16 protein-coding genes are annotated in these 16,493 nt (G+C 65.7%); 9 read left to right on the forward strand and 7 right to left on the reverse strand.

Translation table 11 applies throughout. The features are described from left to right. Positions 1-68 precede the first annotated feature (68 nt). Genes BMX04_RS03500 through BMX04_RS03520 form a run of 5 tightly spaced genes read left to right on the forward strand, consistent with a single transcriptional unit; the run spans position 69 to position 5,303 of the window. Positions 69-773, forward strand: a complete 705-nt coding sequence (locus tag BMX04_RS03500) for a GntR family transcriptional regulator (protein ID WP_074785031.1) — start codon at positions 69-71, stop codon at positions 771-773. Between the two features lie 8 nt (positions 774-781). Further along, positions 782-1,699: a dihydrodipicolinate synthase family protein gene (locus BMX04_RS03505; RefSeq protein WP_074785032.1), complete on the forward strand. Its 918-nt coding sequence runs from the start codon at positions 782-784 to the stop codon at positions 1,697-1,699. Positions 1,700-1,702: 3 nt separating this feature from the next. Beyond that, positions 1,703-3,199 carry an aldehyde dehydrogenase gene (locus BMX04_RS03510; RefSeq protein WP_074785033.1) on the forward strand — a complete coding sequence of 499 codons (1,497 nt, stop codon included), beginning with the start codon at positions 1,703-1,705 and terminating at the stop codon, positions 3,197-3,199. Beyond that, positions 3,199-3,966: an NAD(P)-binding domain-containing protein gene (locus BMX04_RS03515; RefSeq protein WP_074785034.1), complete on the forward strand. Its 768-nt coding sequence runs from the start codon at positions 3,199-3,201 to the stop codon at positions 3,964-3,966. The genes BMX04_RS03510 and BMX04_RS03515 overlap by 1 nt, the downstream gene beginning before the upstream one ends. Then, positions 3,963-5,303, forward strand: coding sequence for an NAD(P)/FAD-dependent oxidoreductase (locus BMX04_RS03520; RefSeq protein WP_074785035.1), 1,341 nt, complete (start codon positions 3,963-3,965; stop codon positions 5,301-5,303). Before BMX04_RS03515 ends, BMX04_RS03520 begins: the two co-directional genes overlap by 4 nt. Before the next feature lie 92 nt (positions 5,304-5,395). Here BMX04_RS03520 and BMX04_RS03525 read toward each other — a convergent pair whose 3' ends face one another. Continuing rightward, positions 5,396-6,949, reverse strand: a complete 1,554-nt coding sequence (locus tag BMX04_RS03525; protein WP_074785036.1) for a trimethylamine methyltransferase family protein — start codon at positions 6,947-6,949, stop codon at positions 5,396-5,398. Positions 6,950-7,264: 315 nt separating this feature from the next. Here BMX04_RS03525 and rbfA point away from each other — a divergent pair, with 315 nt between their 5' ends. Genes rbfA through BMX04_RS03545 form a run of 4 tightly spaced genes read left to right on the forward strand, consistent with a single transcriptional unit; the run spans position 7,265 to position 9,904 of the window. Next, complete coding sequence (gene rbfA, locus BMX04_RS03530; RefSeq protein WP_050661346.1) at positions 7,265-7,660, forward strand: 30S ribosome-binding factor RbfA; 396 nt, start codon at positions 7,265-7,267, stop codon at positions 7,658-7,660. After that, positions 7,647-8,396 (forward strand): phosphodiester glycosidase family protein, encoded by a 750-nt coding sequence (locus tag BMX04_RS03535; RefSeq protein ID WP_074785037.1) that lies wholly within the window; start codon positions 7,647-7,649, stop codon positions 8,394-8,396. Before rbfA ends, BMX04_RS03535 begins: the two co-directional genes overlap by 14 nt. A gap of 36 nt (positions 8,397-8,432) precedes the next feature. Beyond that, a complete protein-coding gene (gene truB / locus BMX04_RS03540) occupies positions 8,433-9,338 on the forward strand; it encodes a tRNA pseudouridine(55) synthase TruB (protein ID WP_074785038.1) in 906 nt (301 codons plus the stop codon). Continuing rightward, positions 9,335-9,904 carry a DUF1643 domain-containing protein gene (locus BMX04_RS03545; protein WP_074785039.1) on the forward strand — a complete coding sequence of 190 codons (570 nt, stop codon included), beginning with the start codon at positions 9,335-9,337 and terminating at the stop codon, positions 9,902-9,904. The genes truB and BMX04_RS03545 overlap by 4 nt, the downstream gene beginning before the upstream one ends. A 9-nt stretch (positions 9,905-9,913) precedes the next feature. Here BMX04_RS03545 and BMX04_RS03550 read toward each other — a convergent pair whose 3' ends face one another. From BMX04_RS03550 to BMX04_RS03575, 6 genes are all read right to left on the reverse strand, one after another. Continuing rightward, positions 9,914-10,756 carry a dienelactone hydrolase family protein gene (locus BMX04_RS03550; RefSeq protein ID WP_175477320.1) on the reverse strand — a complete coding sequence of 281 codons (843 nt, stop codon included), beginning with the start codon at positions 10,754-10,756 and terminating at the stop codon, positions 9,914-9,916. Between the two features lie 149 nt (positions 10,757-10,905). Beyond that, positions 10,906-12,363 (reverse strand): DegQ family serine endoprotease, encoded by a 1,458-nt coding sequence (locus BMX04_RS03555; RefSeq protein WP_074785041.1) that lies wholly within the window; start codon positions 12,361-12,363, stop codon positions 10,906-10,908. Positions 12,364-12,537: 174 nt separating this feature from the next. Continuing rightward, positions 12,538-13,104 (reverse strand): PqiC family protein, encoded by a 567-nt coding sequence (locus BMX04_RS03560; protein ID WP_074785042.1) that lies wholly within the window; start codon positions 13,102-13,104, stop codon positions 12,538-12,540. Positions 13,105-13,107: 3 nt separating this feature from the next. Further along, positions 13,108-15,174, reverse strand: a complete 2,067-nt coding sequence (locus BMX04_RS03565; RefSeq protein ID WP_074785043.1) for a PqiB family protein — start codon at positions 15,172-15,174, stop codon at positions 13,108-13,110. Continuing rightward, the gene (locus BMX04_RS03570) at positions 15,171-15,824 is read right to left on the reverse strand and encodes a paraquat-inducible protein A (protein ID WP_074785044.1); all 654 of its coding nucleotides are present in this window, start codon (positions 15,822-15,824) and stop codon (positions 15,171-15,173) included. The genes BMX04_RS03565 and BMX04_RS03570 overlap by 4 nt, the downstream gene beginning before the upstream one ends. Continuing rightward, entirely contained in the window at positions 15,803-16,420 is a 618-nt protein-coding gene (locus tag BMX04_RS03575) for a paraquat-inducible protein A (RefSeq protein WP_050661355.1), read from the reverse strand. The genes BMX04_RS03570 and BMX04_RS03575 overlap by 22 nt, the downstream gene beginning before the upstream one ends. Between the last annotated feature and the right edge of the window lie 73 nt (positions 16,421-16,493).

The following is a 16,493-nucleotide window of genomic DNA, read 5'->3' on the forward strand; positions in this document are numbered from 1 at the left end:
TATTCATTGCGTATACAAGTTGTATATTATAAAGGCAAGGTGAAATTCACGCCAGAGGAGGCCCGGACATGGCCGCCAAAGACCGCAAGACCACGCTTGCGACGCATCTCAGACACGCGATTCTCACCACTACGCTCCGGCCCGGTGTCGATCTCGACGAGGCCGCGCTTTGCGCTGAGTTCGACCTGTCGCGCACCCCGGTGCGCGAGGTGTTCCGCGAATTGGCAGGCCTTGGCTATATCGACCTGCGCGACAATCGCGGGCCGCGCGTCGCGGACCTGTCGCATACCACGCTGCGCGATTTCTTCCTTGCTGCGCCGATGATCTACGGCGCGATCCTGCGGCTTGCCGCGCACAACGCCACCGAGGTCCAGATCGCGGCACTGCGCGCCGCACAGGAAAGGTTCCGCGCCGCGCTGCGCACCGGTGCAACCGCTGACCGCACGCTCGCCAATAACCGCTTTCACGAGATCACCGGTGAGATGGCGGGCAATATCTATCTGCTGCCCTCGTTCCACCGGTTGCTGATCGACCATGCGCGCATTTCAATGACCTTTTACCGCCCGAAAAACACCACCATGGCCGATAACGTGGCCGAGGCCAGCCGCCAGCATGACGCGATCATCGCGGCCATCGCGGCGCGGGACGAGGCGCAGGCCGCGCAACTGGCCGAGGATCACTGGAACCTGTCGCGCCACGAGATCGAACGCTTCGTGATGCCCACGGCCCTTGATGTGCCGATGGGCCGCCTCACCCGCTCCAGCCCCGCATGAGGACCGCCATGACGCCACTCTTTCGCTTTGACGGGATCTATACCCCGGTCATCACCCCCTACCACGCTAACGGCACGGTGAACCGTGATGCCTTGGGTGCGGTGATCGAGCACCTGATCGCCAGCGGTGTGCATGGGATCATCACCGGCGGTTCGACCGGTGAGAACTATGCCCAGACCGTGGCTGAGCGGGTGGAATTGGCGCGGCTCACGCATGACATGATCCGGGGCCGTGTACCGCTGGTGATGGGCACGGGCGCGATGCTGACCAGTGACTCCATAGCCTTGGCGCAGGCCGGGCGCGAGATCGGGGCGGATGTGATCCTGCTGGCCTCACCGCCTTATGCCGTGCCCACGGACCGCGAGAATGCGCTCAACGCGCTCGCCATCGACCGGGCGGCAGGTTTGCCGGTGATGCTCTATAACTACCCCGGTCGCACCGGCACGATGATGGGCGAGGAGTTTCTCGACCGTGTCGGACGCAGTCGCAATTTCTGCGGTATCAAGGAAAGCTCTGGCGATATCAACCGGGTGCACCTGCTGGCCCGCGATTACCCGCATATCCAGATGGGCTGTGGCATGGACGATCAGGCGTTGGAATTCTTTGCCTGGGGCGCGCCGTTCTGGGTTTGCGGCGGCTCCAACTTCCTGCCGGCCGAGCATGTGGCGCTTTATCAGGCCTGCGTGGTCGAGGGTGATTTCGCCAAGGGGCGGCGGATCATGTCGGCGATGCTGCCGCTGATGCATGTGCTGGAGCAGGGCGGCAAGTTCATCCAGACGATCAAGCATGGCGTGACCATGAGCGGCATCGACGCGGGCGAGGTGCGCGCCCCGCTGAAAGGCCTGAACAAGGACGACAAGCGCGCATTGGAACAAGTGGTGCGCGTGCTGAAAACCACCATCGCAACCATCACGGCGGAGGGCTGAGACATGAGCTTGCTGACACGCGACGAATATGCGGCCATCGCCGCGACGCTCGACCTGCCCACGGGGGCGTTCATCGACGGCGGCTACCGCCCCGCGATCTCGGGCAAGACATTTGCCACGCTGAACCCCGCCACTGGCGAGACACTGGCCGAGATCGCCGCCTGCGGCGCCGAGGACGTGGATTTTGCCGTGACCAAGGCGCGCGCGGCGTTTGACGATGGCCGCTGGTCGCGCCTGCACCCCTCCGCGCGCAAGGAGGTGCTGATCCGGTTTGCCAAGCTGATGACCCGCAATGCGCGGGAACTGGCGGTTATGGAGAGCCTCGACGCGGGCAAGACCATATACGATTGCGAGACGGTGGATGTGCCTGAGACCATCCATTGCCTCAAATGGCACGCCGAGGCGATCGACAAGATCTACGATCAGGTCGCCCCCGCCTCGGACGATCACATCGCCATGGTGCTGCGTGAACCTATCGGCGTGGTGGGCCTCGTGCTGCCGTGGAATTTCCCACTTTTGATGCTGGCGTGGAAGGTCGGCCCGGCACTGGCCGCCGGCTGCTCGGTCATCGTGAAACCGGCGGAGGAGACCAGCCTCACGGCGTTGCGCGTGGCTGAACTTGCGCATGAGGCCGGACTGCCGCGCGGGGTGCTCAACGTGCTGCCCGGCAGCGGGCCGGAGGTGGGTGAGCCTTTGGGCCGCCACACGGATGTGGACATGGTCAGCTTCACCGGCTCCACCGTGACCGGCAAGCGGTTCCTGGGCTATTCAGCGCAATCGAACGCCAAGGAAATCGTGCTGGAGATGGGCGGCAAGAACCCCGCCATCGTCATGGACGACGCCGAAAATCTCGACCGTGTCGCGGCGCATGTCGTGCAGGGCGCGTTCTGGAACATGGGTGAGAATTGCTCGGCCACCTCGCGGCTGATCGTGCATCGCGACGTCAAGGAGGCGCTGCTGTCACGGATCGAGGCGCATGCCCGCGAATGGGTGGTGGGCGACCCGCTTGATCCCGAGACCCGCGTCGGCGCGCTGGTGAGCGAGGGGCATTTTGCCAAGGTCTGCGGCTATCTCGATCAGGCGGAGAATATCGTGTTCGGCGGCAAGGCTGAAAAGGGCTTTGTCGAGCCGACGGTGGTGATGCTGCCGGGCAACGATCATCCGCTCGCGCGCGAGGAAATCTTTGGCCCCGTCCTCAGCGTGATCGAGGTCAGCAGCTTTGACGAGGCCATCGCGGTGGCCAATGACACCGATTACGGCCTCTGTGCGGCGCTCTTTACCGCCAATACCAAGCTTGCGCTGCGCGGCGCGCGGATGCTGCGGGCGGGGACCGTGACGGTCAACAGCTTTGGCGAGGGCGATATCTCGACGCCCTTTGGTGGCTACAAGCAATCAGGCTTTGGCGGGCGCGACAACGGGCTGCACGCCCATGACCAGTATACCCAGGTGAAGACCATCTGGCTCGATCTGGCGGATGATTCGGATGAGGCGGTGTCCTGATGGCGCGGATCGGATTTCTCGGCACGGGTGCCATCGCAGAGGCGATGGTGCGCGGGCTGGACGGGCTCGGGCACGACATCCTCGTGTCCGAACGCAACGCGGCGACGGCGCAGCGGCTCGCCCGTGACTTTGCCGGTGTGTCTGTCGCTGCCAATGCAGAGGTGGTCGCGCAGTCGGATATCGTGATCCTGTGCCTGATGTCCGGCATCGCCGAGCGGGTGCTGCCGGACCTGCCGTTCCGCGCCGATCACAAGGTGATCTCGGTCATGGCCGACATGCCGTGTGACAAGCTGGCGGCGCTGATCCCGGGTGTTGCCGATTTGAGCCTGACCATCCCCCTGCCCTCCATCGCGACGGGCGGCTGCCCGCTGCCGGTCTGGCCGGATACTGGCAGCGTGCGGGCGGTGTTCGGCGACCGCAACCCGGTGATCGCCGTCGAGAGCGAGGCGGCTCTCAACGCGCATTTCGGGGCCTGCGCCGTGTCGCTTCCGGTGATGGGGTTACTGCGCACCGGCATAGACTGGCTGGCCGCGCAGACCGGCGACAGGGCCGGGGCCGAGATTTACGTGACCGCGATGTTCGGGGCCTATTTTGCGGCAATGCGCAAGGACGGGTCCGGCGGCATCGACGCGCTTATGGCAGATCTGGGCACCGAAGGCGGCCTGAACGACAGCCTGCGCAACACCATGGCGCAGGCCGGTGCCCCCGATGCGCTTCTGGAGGGCCTCGACGGTCTGCGGGAGCGTTTGGGATTGCCACTGGCATGACCGCGCACCGCGCCAGACGGCTGCCCGCGCATCTTGGGCCAGCGGCGTGGAACGCTATCCTGGGGCCACAGGGGGCCGCGCATCCACTGGAGGGTGACGCCACCGCCGATTTCGCGGTGATCGGTGCGGGCTTTGCCGGGCTGTCCGCGGCGCGGCGGCTGACCCAGCTTGCTCCGGGCGCGCGCATCGCCGTGCTGGAGGCGGGCCGTGTGGCCGATGGGGCGGCGGGGCGCAACTCGGGCTTCATGATCGACCTGCCGCATGACTTGACCAGTGAGGATTATGCCGGGGCGGGCGATGATCGGACGATGATCGCCCTCAATCGCATGGCGCAGGGTTTCGGGCGTGATGCCGTTGAAGAGTATGGCGTCGCGCCCGCGTATTTCGACCCGGCGGGCAAGGTCAACGGCGCGGCGAGCGCGTTGGCGCATGCCCATAACGAAAGCTACGCACGCCATCTCACGAGCCTCGGGGAACCGTCCGAGATGCTCGACGCGCAGGCGATGCAGGGGCTGACCGGCAGCGCGCATTACCGCTCGGGCCTTTATACCCCCGGCACCGTGATGTTGCAGCCCGCGGGCTATGTGCGCGGGCTGGCGGACGGGCTGCGGCGCGCCGGTGTGGCGCTGCATGAGGGCAGCCCCGTCACCGCCCTCACCCGGCAGGGCGATGCGTGGCAGGTAGAGACGCCCAAGGGACGGCTGAGCGCAGGCAAGGTGATATTGACGGTGAATGGCCATCTCGAAAGCTTTGGCATCGCGCGCGGGCGGCTGATGCAGGTGTTTCTCTTTGCCACCATGACGCCAGAGCTTGATGCCGAGACGCTTGCCCGCCTCGGCGGTCAGCCGCGTTGGGGGGTTACGCCGTCGGACCCGATGGGCACCACCCTGCGCCGGATCGACAGCGCGCAGGGCGGCGACCGGATCGTGACTCGCACCTGTGCGGTGCTGCGCCCCGGCATGGTGGCGAGCCGTGCCGACATGACCCGCGCCGCCCGGGTCATGCAGCGCAAGTTCGATCAGCGATTTCCGCAGCTTTCGGGCATGCGGATGGAACATGCCTGGGCGGGACATCTGTGCCTGAGCCTCAACGGGGTGTCGGTGATGCGCGAGATCGAGCCGGGGCTATATGCGGGTTGCGTGCAGAACGGTCTTGGCACCGCGCGGGGCACGCTGACGGGGATGGGCGCGGCAGAGCTTGCCTGTGGTGAGACCAGCGCCATCACCCGCCATTTCACCGACCATGCAGAGCCCAAGCGCCTGCCGCCGCAACCCTTTGCCGAGGCCGGGGCCAATGCGGTGTTGCGCTGGAAGGAATGGCGCGCGGGCGCGGAGTGAAAGAGGGGGCGCTGCCCCCGCCGCGCCTTTGGCGCGTCTCCCCCGGAATATTTCAGGCAAGATGAAGCCCCGAAAACGGCCCGGTGAGGGGCTTAATACTCCTGGTTGAGCGCGTCGGCGGCGGGGATTTCGCGTTCGCGCCGCGCGATATAGTCGAGCAGCGCTTCGTTCACGCCCGCGTCGAGTGTCGGTTCCTCATAGGCGTCGAGCAGGCGGCGGGCGTGGATGAGGGCGCGTTCGGTGGTCTCTTTTGATCCGTCCGCGGCCCATTGCTCGATCGAGTTGTTGTCGAAGAGGTCGGGCATGAAGAAGGCGGTCTGGAAATTCTCCTGCGTGTGCGGATGGCCGAGGTAGTGCCCGCCGGGTCCGACATCGGGGATCGCCGCGAGCGCGGCGTCGAAATCGCCCCAGTACGGGCCTGAGGCCATGCGATGCGCCATGGCGCATTGTTCGGCATCCACCACGAACTTGGCGACGGAGCAGTGCATCCCCGCCTCGTTCCAGCCGGCCGAATGCCAGATGTAATTGGCCCCAGCATGGATCACCGCCGAGAGGGTCGTCGCACTCTCATAGCCTGCCTGTGCATCAAAGGTCTTGGCCCCGCCGAGCGTGTTCGAGGTGCGCCACGGCACGCCGTAGAACCGCGCCATCTGGCCGATCATGAAGTTCATCAGGCTGATCTCGGGCGTGCCCGCCATCGGCGCGCCGGACCGCATCGATACGGTCGAGAGGTAATGCCCGTAGATTGCCGGGCAGCCGCGCCGGATCAGCTGTGTGTAGGCCAATGCGCTCAACGCCTCGGCATTGAGTTGCGCCACGGTGGCGGGGACGGAGGCGGGCGTGTTTGCGCCGCCAAGGACGAAGGGTGAGCAGAGCACCGGCTGATTGCGGCGGCAAAACGCGCGCATCGCGCCCAGCATCGTTTCGTCCCAGACCAGCGGCGAGTTGCCGTTACAATTGCCGGTGGTGACCGGGTGCTCCTCCATGAACGCCTCGCCGAAGAGGATGGCGCACATCTCCATCACGTCCTCGGCATTCATGGGACTGGTCGTCATCCCCATGAAGGTCTTGTCCGAGTGTTTCATCGACGAATAGGTGATCCGCAGGTGGCGCTGGCTGATCGGGTGATCATAGGGCTCCACGATGTGATGCGCGGATGAATGGAGCGCGGGCATCATGTGGCTCAGCTTGTGGAACATCGCCAGATCGTCGAGCGTGGGGTTACGTCGCACATCGTCTAGGTCACGCAGATAAGGCGCGCCGGTCATCGGCACGAAGATCGAATGCGGCCCGCCGAGGCGGACGTTCTTTTGCGGATCGCGGGCGTGATAGGTGAAATCCGCAGGGATCGTGGCAATGAGGTCGCGCACGAGGCCACGGTCGGGATGGACACGCTCGCCCACGACCTTGACCCCTGCGCGCCTCCAATCCGCAAGCGCGATCTCGTCGCGAAAGACCACACCGACGTTTTCGAGGATGTCCATGGAGGCCGCATCAATGCGCGCAATCTGGTCTGGGTCCATCACCTCGCAGGTGGGCAGCGCGCGGGTCAGGCCGGGGAGCATGTCGAAGTTCGGCGCGCTGCGGCTGCTGCGCCGGGCGGCGCGGCCCCCGGCGCGGGCGCGGGGCTTGGTCAAGACTGTCATGGCGGGTCTCCTTCCAGTCCAGTCTGGGAGGGACAGAGGCCCTTGACGTGCAGGTTTGCGATATCCTCTTGCAGAATACGACATCCCGGAGACGTCACAGCCATAGTCCGGCTGTTGTCGTGAGGACTGCGGGTTTGCGGCGCACGGAAAAGGAAACTGGTCCGGACACGACCCCGAAACTTCTTTCTTGAACGCGGCGGGCGTGGTTCGGCACAGACCACGCCACACCCCGGCAAACAAATGTACCTCTCCTCAAACCTTATCTGTGGATATTCTATGCTTGGAATGTCGCGTGTCAGAGCTTAGATGCGTCACATGGCAAAGAACAAGTTCAATGACGGGCCCGGCCCTTCGCAGCGTCAACTTCGGGTTGGCGAACTCATCCGGCGGACCTTGTCGGATGTGCTCATGCGGGGTGACATCCATGACCCGGATCTCAACCGTCTGTCGGTGACAGTGGGCGAGGTGCGGACCTCGCCCGATCTCAAGATCGCGACCGCCTATGTCATGCCATTGGGCGGCAGCGGGCAGGGTGAGGTGATCGAGCTGCTGGCCCGCAACAAGGCCGAGCTGCGCCGGATCATCGGGCGCAAGGCGGGGCTCAAGTTCACCCCCGATCTGCGGTTCCGGCTTGATGAGACCTTCGATCAGATCGACGAGACGCGCAGGCTGTTTTCGCAGGACGAGGTGCGCCGGGATGTGGAGGACTAGGCTCTGCGCCGCCCTCGGGGCCTGTCTGTTGGCGGTCCCTGCGGTGGCGGAGTGCCGGGCGGAGCAGGTCGAGGGGCAGGGCTATGTGATCTGCGCGGTCGATGTCGCCGCCGATCTGCGGCTTTTTCTGAACGATCCCGAGACCGGCACGCTGCTTGGCAGTTTCGCGGGGGTCGATGCGCATCTTGGGAAGGCGGGCGAGCGTCTGGCCTTTGCGATGAATGCGGGGATGTATCACGGTGATCGTCGTCCGGTGGGTCTTTATATCGAGGACGGGCTGGAAATTGCGCCGCTGGTGACCCGCGAGGGGCCCGGGAATTTCGGGCTGTTGCCGAACGGCGTCTTTTGCCTGCGCGGCGGGCGCGTGGAGGTGATCGAGACGCTGCGCTATGCGCAGGAGCGGCCCGAGTGCAGCTATGCCAGCCAGTCGGGGCCGATGCTGGTGATCGACGGCGCGCTGCATCCGCGGTTCCTCATAGACAGCGACAGCCGCTATATCCGCAACGGTGTGGGCACCTCTGACGATGGGCGGGCGTGGTTCGTGATTTCCGATGCGCCGGTGAATTTCCATCGCTTCGGGCGGGTGTTCCGCGATCGTCTGGGTGCCGAGCAGGCGCTCTATTTCGATGGCAAGGTGTCGCGGCTTTATGCGCCCCGGCTGGGCCGCAATGATCTGGGGTTTCCGCTGGGGCCGATGGTGGGGCTTGTGGTTGACGCGGACACCCCGCTGGATTAGCCCTGCGCTTCGTTCAAAAGCAGGAAAAGGCCGCAGATGGCACGCAAAAGCAAGGGGCGCGACGTAAACGGGTGGCTGGTGGTCGACAAGCCTGCGGGCATGACCTCGACCAGCGTGGTGAACAAGGTCAAATGGGCGCTTCAGGCGAAAAAGGCAGGCCATGCCGGCACGCTCGACCCCGAGGCGACGGGGGTTCTTGCGGTGGCGCTTGGCGAGGCGACCAAGACCGTTCCCTACATCACCGACGCGCTCAAGGCCTATGAGTTCACTGTCCGGTTGGGGCAGGCCACCAATACCGACGATGCCGAGGGCGAGGTGATCGCCAGCAGCGATGCGCGCCCTACGGATGATGAAATCAAGGCCGCGCTTGGGGCGTTCGTCGGCGATATCATGCAGGTGCCGCCGCAGTATTCCGCCGTCAAGATTGACGGGCAGCGCGCCTATAAGCTGGCCCGCGAGGGCGAGACATTTGAGGTCGCCGCGCGCCCGATCTGGGTCGAGGAACTGCTGCTCGTGGACCGGCCGGATGCCGATCACGCGGTGCTGGAAATGGTCTGCGGCAAGGGCGGTTACGTGCGCTCGGTCGCGCGGGATCTGGGCGCAGTGTTGGGGTGTCACGGGCATGTTGTGGCGCTGCGGCGGGTCTGGTCGGGGCCGTTCGAGGCCGAACACGGGCTGAGCATCGAGCAGATCGAGGCGATGGCGCAGTCTGCTGATCTAGACGCATATCTGCGACCCTTGGAAGACGGGCTGAGCGACCTGCCCATGGTCACCGCCACGCCGGAGGGCGCGGCGCGGCTGCGCAACGGCAACCCCGGCATGGTGATCGCGAATGACGTGGAATATGGCGAGGAATGCTGGGCCGCGCAGGATGGGCGCGCTGTGGCCGTGGGCCGGTTCAAGGCAGGCGAATTGCACCCGAGCCGCGTGTTCAACCAATGACCGGTAACGCCCCCGAGCACCTGCACGATCCGGGCGGCAAGGTGCGGCTGCGCCTGCCCGACGGGGTAATCGGCGGGGCGACGTTTTCCGACTGCGGACGATATCGGCAGGCGCTGACCCGTGATTGGACGGCTGCGGGCGAGGCCCCGCGCGCGGTGCTTTTCGTGGGGATGAACCCGTCGGTGGCCGGGGCCGAAGTGTCGGACCCCACCTGCCACCGGGAATTGATGTTCGCCCGCGACTGGGGTTTTACCCGCTATCTCAAGGGCAATGTGCTGGATTGGCGGGCCACCTCGCCGCGTGACCTGCCGCACGATCCGGCCCTTGCGTGCAGTGCGGCGAATATCCCCGCGCTGGTGGCGATGGCGCAGGAGGCGGAGTGCGTGGTGATGGCCTATGGCAAGCTACACGCGCGCTACGCGGAGGTGGTGGGCGGTGTCCTGCGCGCGGTTGCCGAGACCGGTCGCCCGCTCAAATGCCTCGGGCTGAACAAGGACGGATCGGCCAAGCATCCGCTCTATCTGCGCAAGGATACCGTGCTGATGGATTTCCCCGCGCTGGCCTGACCTCGCGAGTCAGAAGGGATCATCAAGGTTGTCGAACCAGCCCCAGACATCTGCGGCGAGGTTGGGGCCGATTTCGTAGAACCAGTGGGTGTGATCGGGGATGAGGTGCAGTTCCGTGTCATGCCCTGCCGCCGCGAGCGCCGCCGCTGCCGCCTGCGCGCCGTCTACCGAGAAGATGTGATCGCCCTCGCCGAGATGGAGGCGCAGCGGGGGTGCCTTGGGCGTGGGCAGATACTGTTCAGGGGGGCCATAGCCGCCATGCAGTGCTGCCGCGCGCCAGGGACCGATGCCGCGATTGACGAGCAATGCGGCGTAGCTTGCCCCGGCCGAGTGGCCGAAGAGGTAAACCTTCGCGCGGTCGATGGCGCGCGTCGCGGCGATGGTGTCGAGCATGGCCGCGATGCGCGGTGCCGTGATGTCCTGTGCCGCCCATGTCTTGGCCGGCGCATCCGGGGCGATCAGCACCACCGAGCGCGTGCGCCCGACCCGCTGCCACATGTCGAGCATCGACAGCCCGTCACGATTGGCGCCGTGCAACAGCACGACCACCGGCGCCGCCGCATCGCCGGGTGGCAAGAGGGCGTGCCAGGACAGGCCGTCGCTTTGATACCGGGTGCTCTGCCGTGCGATCTCGGCAGAAGGGCTGTAATCGAACTTATCCGGAATCGCGGGTGTGAGAAAGCCACGTGGCCGTTCGATCAGCGTGCCGGGACGTATCTCGGGGGCCGTTGCTGCGGGGTGTTCCGGGGCGGGGGCCGCCTGTTCGGTCCCCGGTGTCGTCAACAGCGCCGCGAGGACAAGCGCGAGCGCGCCACCGACGATTCCGATCAACAAAACGCGCAAAACTCTCATCTGACACTCCGGGAAACCAATTTGGTTGCGCTGCCTTGATAGCCAATCGTTCTGGTTGTGAGAAGCCTGCATCGCGGGGCTGTCATTGCCCGGACATGAAAAGGGGCACCGCCGAGGGTGCCCCTTTCAAGATTTTGCCGGACCGTGGTCTAGCTGTCTTCGAGTGTCAGCGCGACGAAGCGCGGCTCACCGGCGCGGCGGATCAGCAGCAGGAGCGATTTGCGCCCTGCCTCGCGGGCCTCGGCGATGCGGTCGTCGAGATCGCTGATCGAGGCGATTTTCTGTTGCCCGGCCTCGGTGATCACGTCACCGGCGCGCAGGCCCTTTTCATAGGCCTCCGACAACTCGTCCACATCCGTCACGACCAGCCCGGTCGTATCGCTGTCGAGTTCCAGCTGGGCGCGCAACTCGTCATCAAGCAGCTGAATGGTCAGACCGAAGATGTCCTTTTGCTGATGTTCCTCGGACGGATCCTCGCCGGGCTGGGCCACCGGGATCGCGTTCTCGGCCTCTTCGCGGCGGCCAAGCGTGACCTTGAGTGTCGTGGTCTTGCCGTCGCGGAACACGACCACACGCACGGTCTTGCCCACGGCGGTGTTGCCGACCTGACGCACGAGGCTGCGGGTATCCTCGACCTCCTTGCCGTCGAAGGACACGATCACGTCACCGGCCAGCATGCCGGATTCAGCGGCGGGGCCTTCGGGCACATCGGTGACGAGCGCGCCTGCAGCCTCTTCGAGGCCCATCGCCTCGGCCACGTCATCGGTCACGTCCTGAATGCGCACACCCAGCCAGCCACGCCGTGTTTCGCCGTATTCCTGAAGCTGATCGACCACGCGCTTGACCACGTTCGAGGCCATCGAAAAGCCGATCCCGATCGAGCCGCCGGTGGGGCTGAGGATGGCGGTGTTGACGCCCACAACCTCGCCATCGAGGTTGAATAGCGGGCCGCCCGAGTTGCCACGGTTAATGGCCGCGTCGGTCTGGATGTAGTCGTCATAGGTGCCCGAGAGCGCGCGGTTGCGGGCCGAGACGATCCCCGCCGAAAGCGAGAAGCCCTGACCGAGCGGGTTGCCCATGGCGAGCACCCAGTCACCAACGCGCGCGGTGTCGCTGTCACCGAAATTGACGAAGGGCAGCGACTTGTCGGCCTTGACTTTCAAGAGCGCGATATCGGTCTTGGGGTCGGTGCCGACCACCTCTGCCGCAAGCGTTTCGCCCGAGAAGAACTCGATGCTGATCTCGTCGGCGGATTCGATGACGTGGTTGTTGGTCACAACAAACCCGTCCTCGGAAATCACGAAACCAGAGCCGAGCGCCGAAGAGCGGCGCGGGCGGTCGCCTTCGCCCATGCGGTCGCGGAATTGCTCGAAGAAGTCCTCGAAGGGCGAGCCTTCGGGCACCATCGGCGAGGGGCCGGTGCCGCGCTCGACCACGGTCGAGGTGGTGATGTTGACGACTGAGGGGCTGACCTTGTCGGCCAGATCGGCAAAGCTCTCTGGGCGCGCCTGCGCCGCAATCGCCTGTGCCAGCAGAAGGCCCACAACCAGGGCCATCAGCCAGAGCGACCTGAGCGGCGTCGCCCGGGATCGTGTGTCGGATATCATCGGGAGGTTCACGCCAATATCTCCTTTGGTTCGTGTCAAACGGGGCGCGCCGCGCGCGCTATCCTTGGGTACAGATGTAGGTGCCTCGGGCCGGATCGCAAAGGGCGCAACCTCAAGTCACGTTCATGTGACTGCTTTGGCGCGCACAAATCAAGCATTGCCGGGTGCCAAAGTTCACTTCAGACCCCGCTGCACCACATCAAGCGCCAGATCGCGGACCAGCCGCGCCCGCGCATCCGCCAGATCGGCGGGTGTTCGCTCACCGGCGATGGGCGTGGTCAGGTCAAAGAGACGCGCGCGGTCGCGGCCCTCTTCGGTGGCGACAAAATACTGCCCCGAGAACTGAAACGTGCCATCGGCGCGCGCCAGCATGTCCTCGACGCGAATCTCGACTTCTGCCGCCGCCGGATCGAGAAACGGCCAGGGTTCAGAGGCGACGCGCGCGCCGGTGATCCCGGTCAGATGCCGCGCCAGTTCCAATGTCATTGCGCGGCTTGGGTCGTCGGCCCACAAGAGCCCGCCATTGTCGCGCAGGCGGCCGGTTTCGTCGGCGGTAAAGATCGCTTCGCCCGCCGCATAGGTCGGCAGCGAGACGTTGCGCAGGGCAACCGTGCCATAGGCGATGCGCTGCTTTTCCGTGGCTTGCGCGCGGGGCACGGCGATGCGCTCTTCGGGCACCGAGGCGCAGGCGACCAGCAGGGGCAGGGCGGCGAGGCAGATGATAGAGAGGGATTTAAACATGGCTCAGCGTCCTCGGATCAGGGAATTGGGATTGCGCTCGATGGCGCGGGCAAGCGAGGCGACCGCCTTGGCGGCGGCCTCGACCTCGCGCAGGGCGGCGCGGGCGTCGCGCCCGACCCCGCCCTGTGCCTGATAGCCTTCGAGCGTGGTATTGGCGCGGGCCAGAACGCCGCGCGCCTCGGCGATGAGGCCGGGCAGGTCGCCTCCGGCCTCGGCGAAGGTGTCGGCCGCGCTACGGGCGGAATCGAGCGCGGCGACAGCATTGTCCACGACGCCGCCCGCGCGCAATTCTTCCAGCACGAGGGCCAGTTCGCCAAGCGTGGCGTTGAGTTGGCCGGGCAGGGCGCGGGTGTCGTCCTGTCCGATCAGGCGTTCGGCACTTGCCAGCAGCGCCGAAAGATCGGACGCAAGCACATCGAGTTCGACCTCGCCCGCGCGGGCGGCGACCGTATCGAGCCGGTCAATGAGTTGCGGCACGCCTTCGGTCGCGCTGCCGACGCTGCGCGCGGCCTCTGCCGCCTCATCAAGAAGGCTGGAAACGCGGGCCGCAAGCGCCTGCTCGTTGATCTGCGCGACCAGGGTTTCCAGTTCCGCCAATGTTGTATCGAGCCGGGCGGGCAGGGCCTGTGCCTCGGTCAGAAGCGCGTTCACATTGCCCGGCACCGCGCGGGTGTCGTCACTTGCAATCAGCGTGTTGGCGTTCTGCATGAGGGTGATGGCCTGTGCCATCACCTCCTCGACCGGCAGGGCGTTGATCCGCTCGAACACGCCTTCGGCGGTGGCGGAGACGTCTGCGATCTCGCTGTCGGTGGTGGGCAGGACGGGTGGCGCGCCCTCGGTCTCGGTGATCTGCGCCTCGGGGGCGTTCGGCACCTCGACCAGTTCTACCTTGAGCCCGCCGGTGAGGATCGATGCGGTGGCAAGGCGCGCACGCAGACCTTCGGCCACCCGCGCGCGCAGGAAATCGAGCGCGTTGCCGGTGCCATTCTCGCCGGCAAGGCCAAGCCGCCCGGGGCGGATCGCCAATGTGACGGCAAGGCGCACGTTTCCATCCCCGAACTGCGCCTCGTCGACCAGGCCGTTGAGCGCCTCGACCTCGCCGATGCGCAGCCCGTTCAATTCGACCGGCGCGCCGGTGGACAGGCCGGTGATGTTCTCGTCAAAAAGCACCGAAAGCGTCAGCGCCTCGCCCTCGTTGCGGGAAAAGATGCTGGACTGCGCCGCCGATTGCTCGGCGAAGACGGTAAAGCGCGCGCCGGGATCGACGGAGGTGCCACCCGACAGCATGGTATCGAACGTGATGCCGCCCGAGACCAGCGAGGCGATGGACGAGAAATCGACCGCAGCGCCGCCCGGCCCGAAGGAAAACGAGAACCCCGAGGCATCCCAGAACCGCGTTGCGCTATTGATCAGGCGGTCATGCGGAGCGTAGATCACCGCCTCTGCCTCAGCGGTGCTGCCCTCGTCTGAAATGACCGGTTTTCCGATGCGCCCCACTTCGATCCCGCGATAGAGGATCGGTGCATTCTCGGTCAGTGCGGCGCCGCCCGAGGCGCGCAGAGTCAGGCGCAGCCCCGGCTCGCCCAGCCGCTCCAGCGGGGCATCGGCCAGCCCCTCAAAGCGCGTGGTCGCCGGGCCCGGCTCATTGTCCCACAGCCCTTCGATAAAGACGCCCGAGAGCACCGTATCGAGCCCCGAGACACCTTGCGTCGTGACCTGCGGACGCACCACCCAGAAGCGCGCGTCGCTGTCCACGTAAGGTGCCACGGCCTGATCGAGCCGCACCTTGACCAGCACCTGCCCGAGACCTTGGGCAAAGCCCACCTCTTCGACCAGCCCGACCTTGACGTCGCGGTAGCGTACCTCGGTGCTGCCCGCGCGCACGCCGCTTGCGTTCTCAAATCCGATCTCGATCAGCGGTCCGCGATCGGCGTAGTTCTGCCAGGCGATGACAAGAACCACGACGAGCGCCACGAGCGGTACGATCCAGACAATCGACAGACGTTGCCAGACCGGCCGGCCGGCCGGGGAGACCGGGGCCTCGGGTGGGGATGTGGTCTCGTCACTCACGCGATACGCTCCTTCGGGTTGCGGGCAGGGCGCGCGCCCTCGGCGCTGTCCCAGATCAGGCGGCTGTCGAAGCTTTGCGCCGACAGCATGGTGAATATGACAGATAGGGCGAAGAACAGGCTTGCCCGTCCCGGCGTGATCGTGGCCAGCGCCTGAAGCTGCACCAGCGCGGACAGGATGGCCACCACGAAGACGTCGATCATCGACCAGCGCCCGATATATTCCACCACCTCGTAGAGCCGGTGCCGCCACGCCTCGGAGATTTGCGGCCCGCGCCGGACCCCGATGGCGAGACCGGCAAGCACCACGAACTTGCCCACCGGGATGAGAACGCTGGCGATCAGGATGATCGCCGCCACCCCCCAGTTGCCATGCCGCGCCAGATCGACCGCGCCGCCGACGATGGTGTCGCTTTGCGTGCTGACCAGGGTGCGGGTTTCCAGCATCGGATAGATATTGGCCGGGACATAGCAGGCCAGCCCGACCAGCCACCAGGCCCAGACCTTTTGCAACGACATCGCATCGCGCGACTGCAAGCGGCTGCCGCAGCGCGGACAGCGCGCGGTGCCTGTGGGCGAGGGGCGGGTACAGCGCGTGCAGCCGACAAGCCCCTGTTCCCGCGCAGTGTTCACTCCTTCAGGGAGGTCCATATCGAATACCTGCACATCAATCGGTCACTCGCCACCACGATCACCACGAGCGCAGCAAAGAGCCAGGCCGCAGGGCCAAAGAACACCTCGGCCAGATCGCTCAGCTTGACAAGGGCCACGGCACAGCCAAGCGCGAAAATTTCCGCCATCGACCAAGGCAAAAGCTCCTCCGAGAAGCGGAACGCGGCCTTTGCATGCGGTGCGGGCGGCCGGTCGCGGATGATCGGGGCGAGCACGTAGATCAGCAAGATCAGCCGCAGCGCCGGGATGATCACGATGAACAGGAGCACCGCCACGGCCAGCACCGACAGCAGCCCCGAAAAGGCAAAGGCGGTGTCGAGTACCGAAGCCTCGTGCCGGACCCCGCCCGCGCCGATGGCGAGAAACGGAAACACCGTCGCCGCCGCGATCAGGATCAGCACGGTGAGGGCGAGCGCGATCAGTTGCTTGCCCGCCTTGCGCCGAGGCGCAATGAGCACAGTATGACAGCGTGCGCAATAGGCCCGCTCGCGCGCCGCCACAGCGGGCGCCCGATAGACCAGATCGCAGGTCGGGCAGACGATCAGATCGTCCAGGTCATCCGTTGCGTCGCGCATTGGTCCCTTTCATCCGGGGGGCGGTTCTGTCCCGGCAAGCGTCAAGAGTGGGGTAAGCGGGGGCGGAACTCAA

The sequence above is a fragment of the Roseovarius tolerans genome, from assembly GCF_900109855.1.
In the GTDB taxonomy this organism is placed as follows: Bacteria; Pseudomonadota; Alphaproteobacteria; order Rhodobacterales; family Rhodobacteraceae; genus Roseovarius; species Roseovarius tolerans.

Coding starts and splice junctions, on each gene's coding strand:
- BMX04_RS03525 (WP_074785036.1), bottom strand. CDS start 6,949: ATGACAGTCTTGACCAAGCCCCGCGCCCGCGCCGGGGGCCGCGCCGCC.
- truB (WP_074785038.1), top strand. CDS start 8,433: ATGGCACGCAAAAGCAAGGGGCGCGACGTAAACGGGTGGCTGGTGGTC.
- BMX04_RS03545 (WP_074785039.1), top strand. CDS start 9,335: ATGACCGGTAACGCCCCCGAGCACCTGCACGATCCGGGCGGCAAGGTG.
- BMX04_RS03575 (WP_050661355.1), bottom strand. CDS start 16,420: ATGCGCGACGCAACGGATGACCTGGACGATCTGATCGTCTGCCCGACC.
- BMX04_RS03570 (WP_074785044.1), bottom strand. CDS start 15,824: ATGGACCTCCCTGAAGGAGTGAACACTGCGCGGGAACAGGGGCTTGTC.
- BMX04_RS03550 (WP_175477320.1), bottom strand. CDS start 10,756: ATGAGAGTTTTGCGCGTTTTGTTGATCGGAATCGTCGGTGGCGCGCTC.
- BMX04_RS03515 (WP_074785034.1), top strand. CDS start 3,199: ATGGCGCGGATCGGATTTCTCGGCACGGGTGCCATCGCAGAGGCGATG.
- BMX04_RS03505 (WP_074785032.1), top strand. CDS start 782: ATGACGCCACTCTTTCGCTTTGACGGGATCTATACCCCGGTCATCACC.
- BMX04_RS03500 (WP_074785031.1), top strand. CDS start 69: ATGGCCGCCAAAGACCGCAAGACCACGCTTGCGACGCATCTCAGACAC.
- BMX04_RS03510 (WP_074785033.1), top strand. CDS start 1,703: ATGAGCTTGCTGACACGCGACGAATATGCGGCCATCGCCGCGACGCTC.
- BMX04_RS03520 (WP_074785035.1), top strand. CDS start 3,963: ATGACCGCGCACCGCGCCAGACGGCTGCCCGCGCATCTTGGGCCAGCG.
- BMX04_RS03560 (WP_074785042.1), bottom strand. CDS start 13,104: ATGTTTAAATCCCTCTCTATCATCTGCCTCGCCGCCCTGCCCCTGCTG.
- BMX04_RS03555 (WP_074785041.1), bottom strand. CDS start 12,363: ATGATATCCGACACACGATCCCGGGCGACGCCGCTCAGGTCGCTCTGG.
- rbfA (WP_050661346.1), top strand. CDS start 7,265: ATGGCAAAGAACAAGTTCAATGACGGGCCCGGCCCTTCGCAGCGTCAA.
- BMX04_RS03535 (WP_074785037.1), top strand. CDS start 7,647: ATGTGGAGGACTAGGCTCTGCGCCGCCCTCGGGGCCTGTCTGTTGGCG.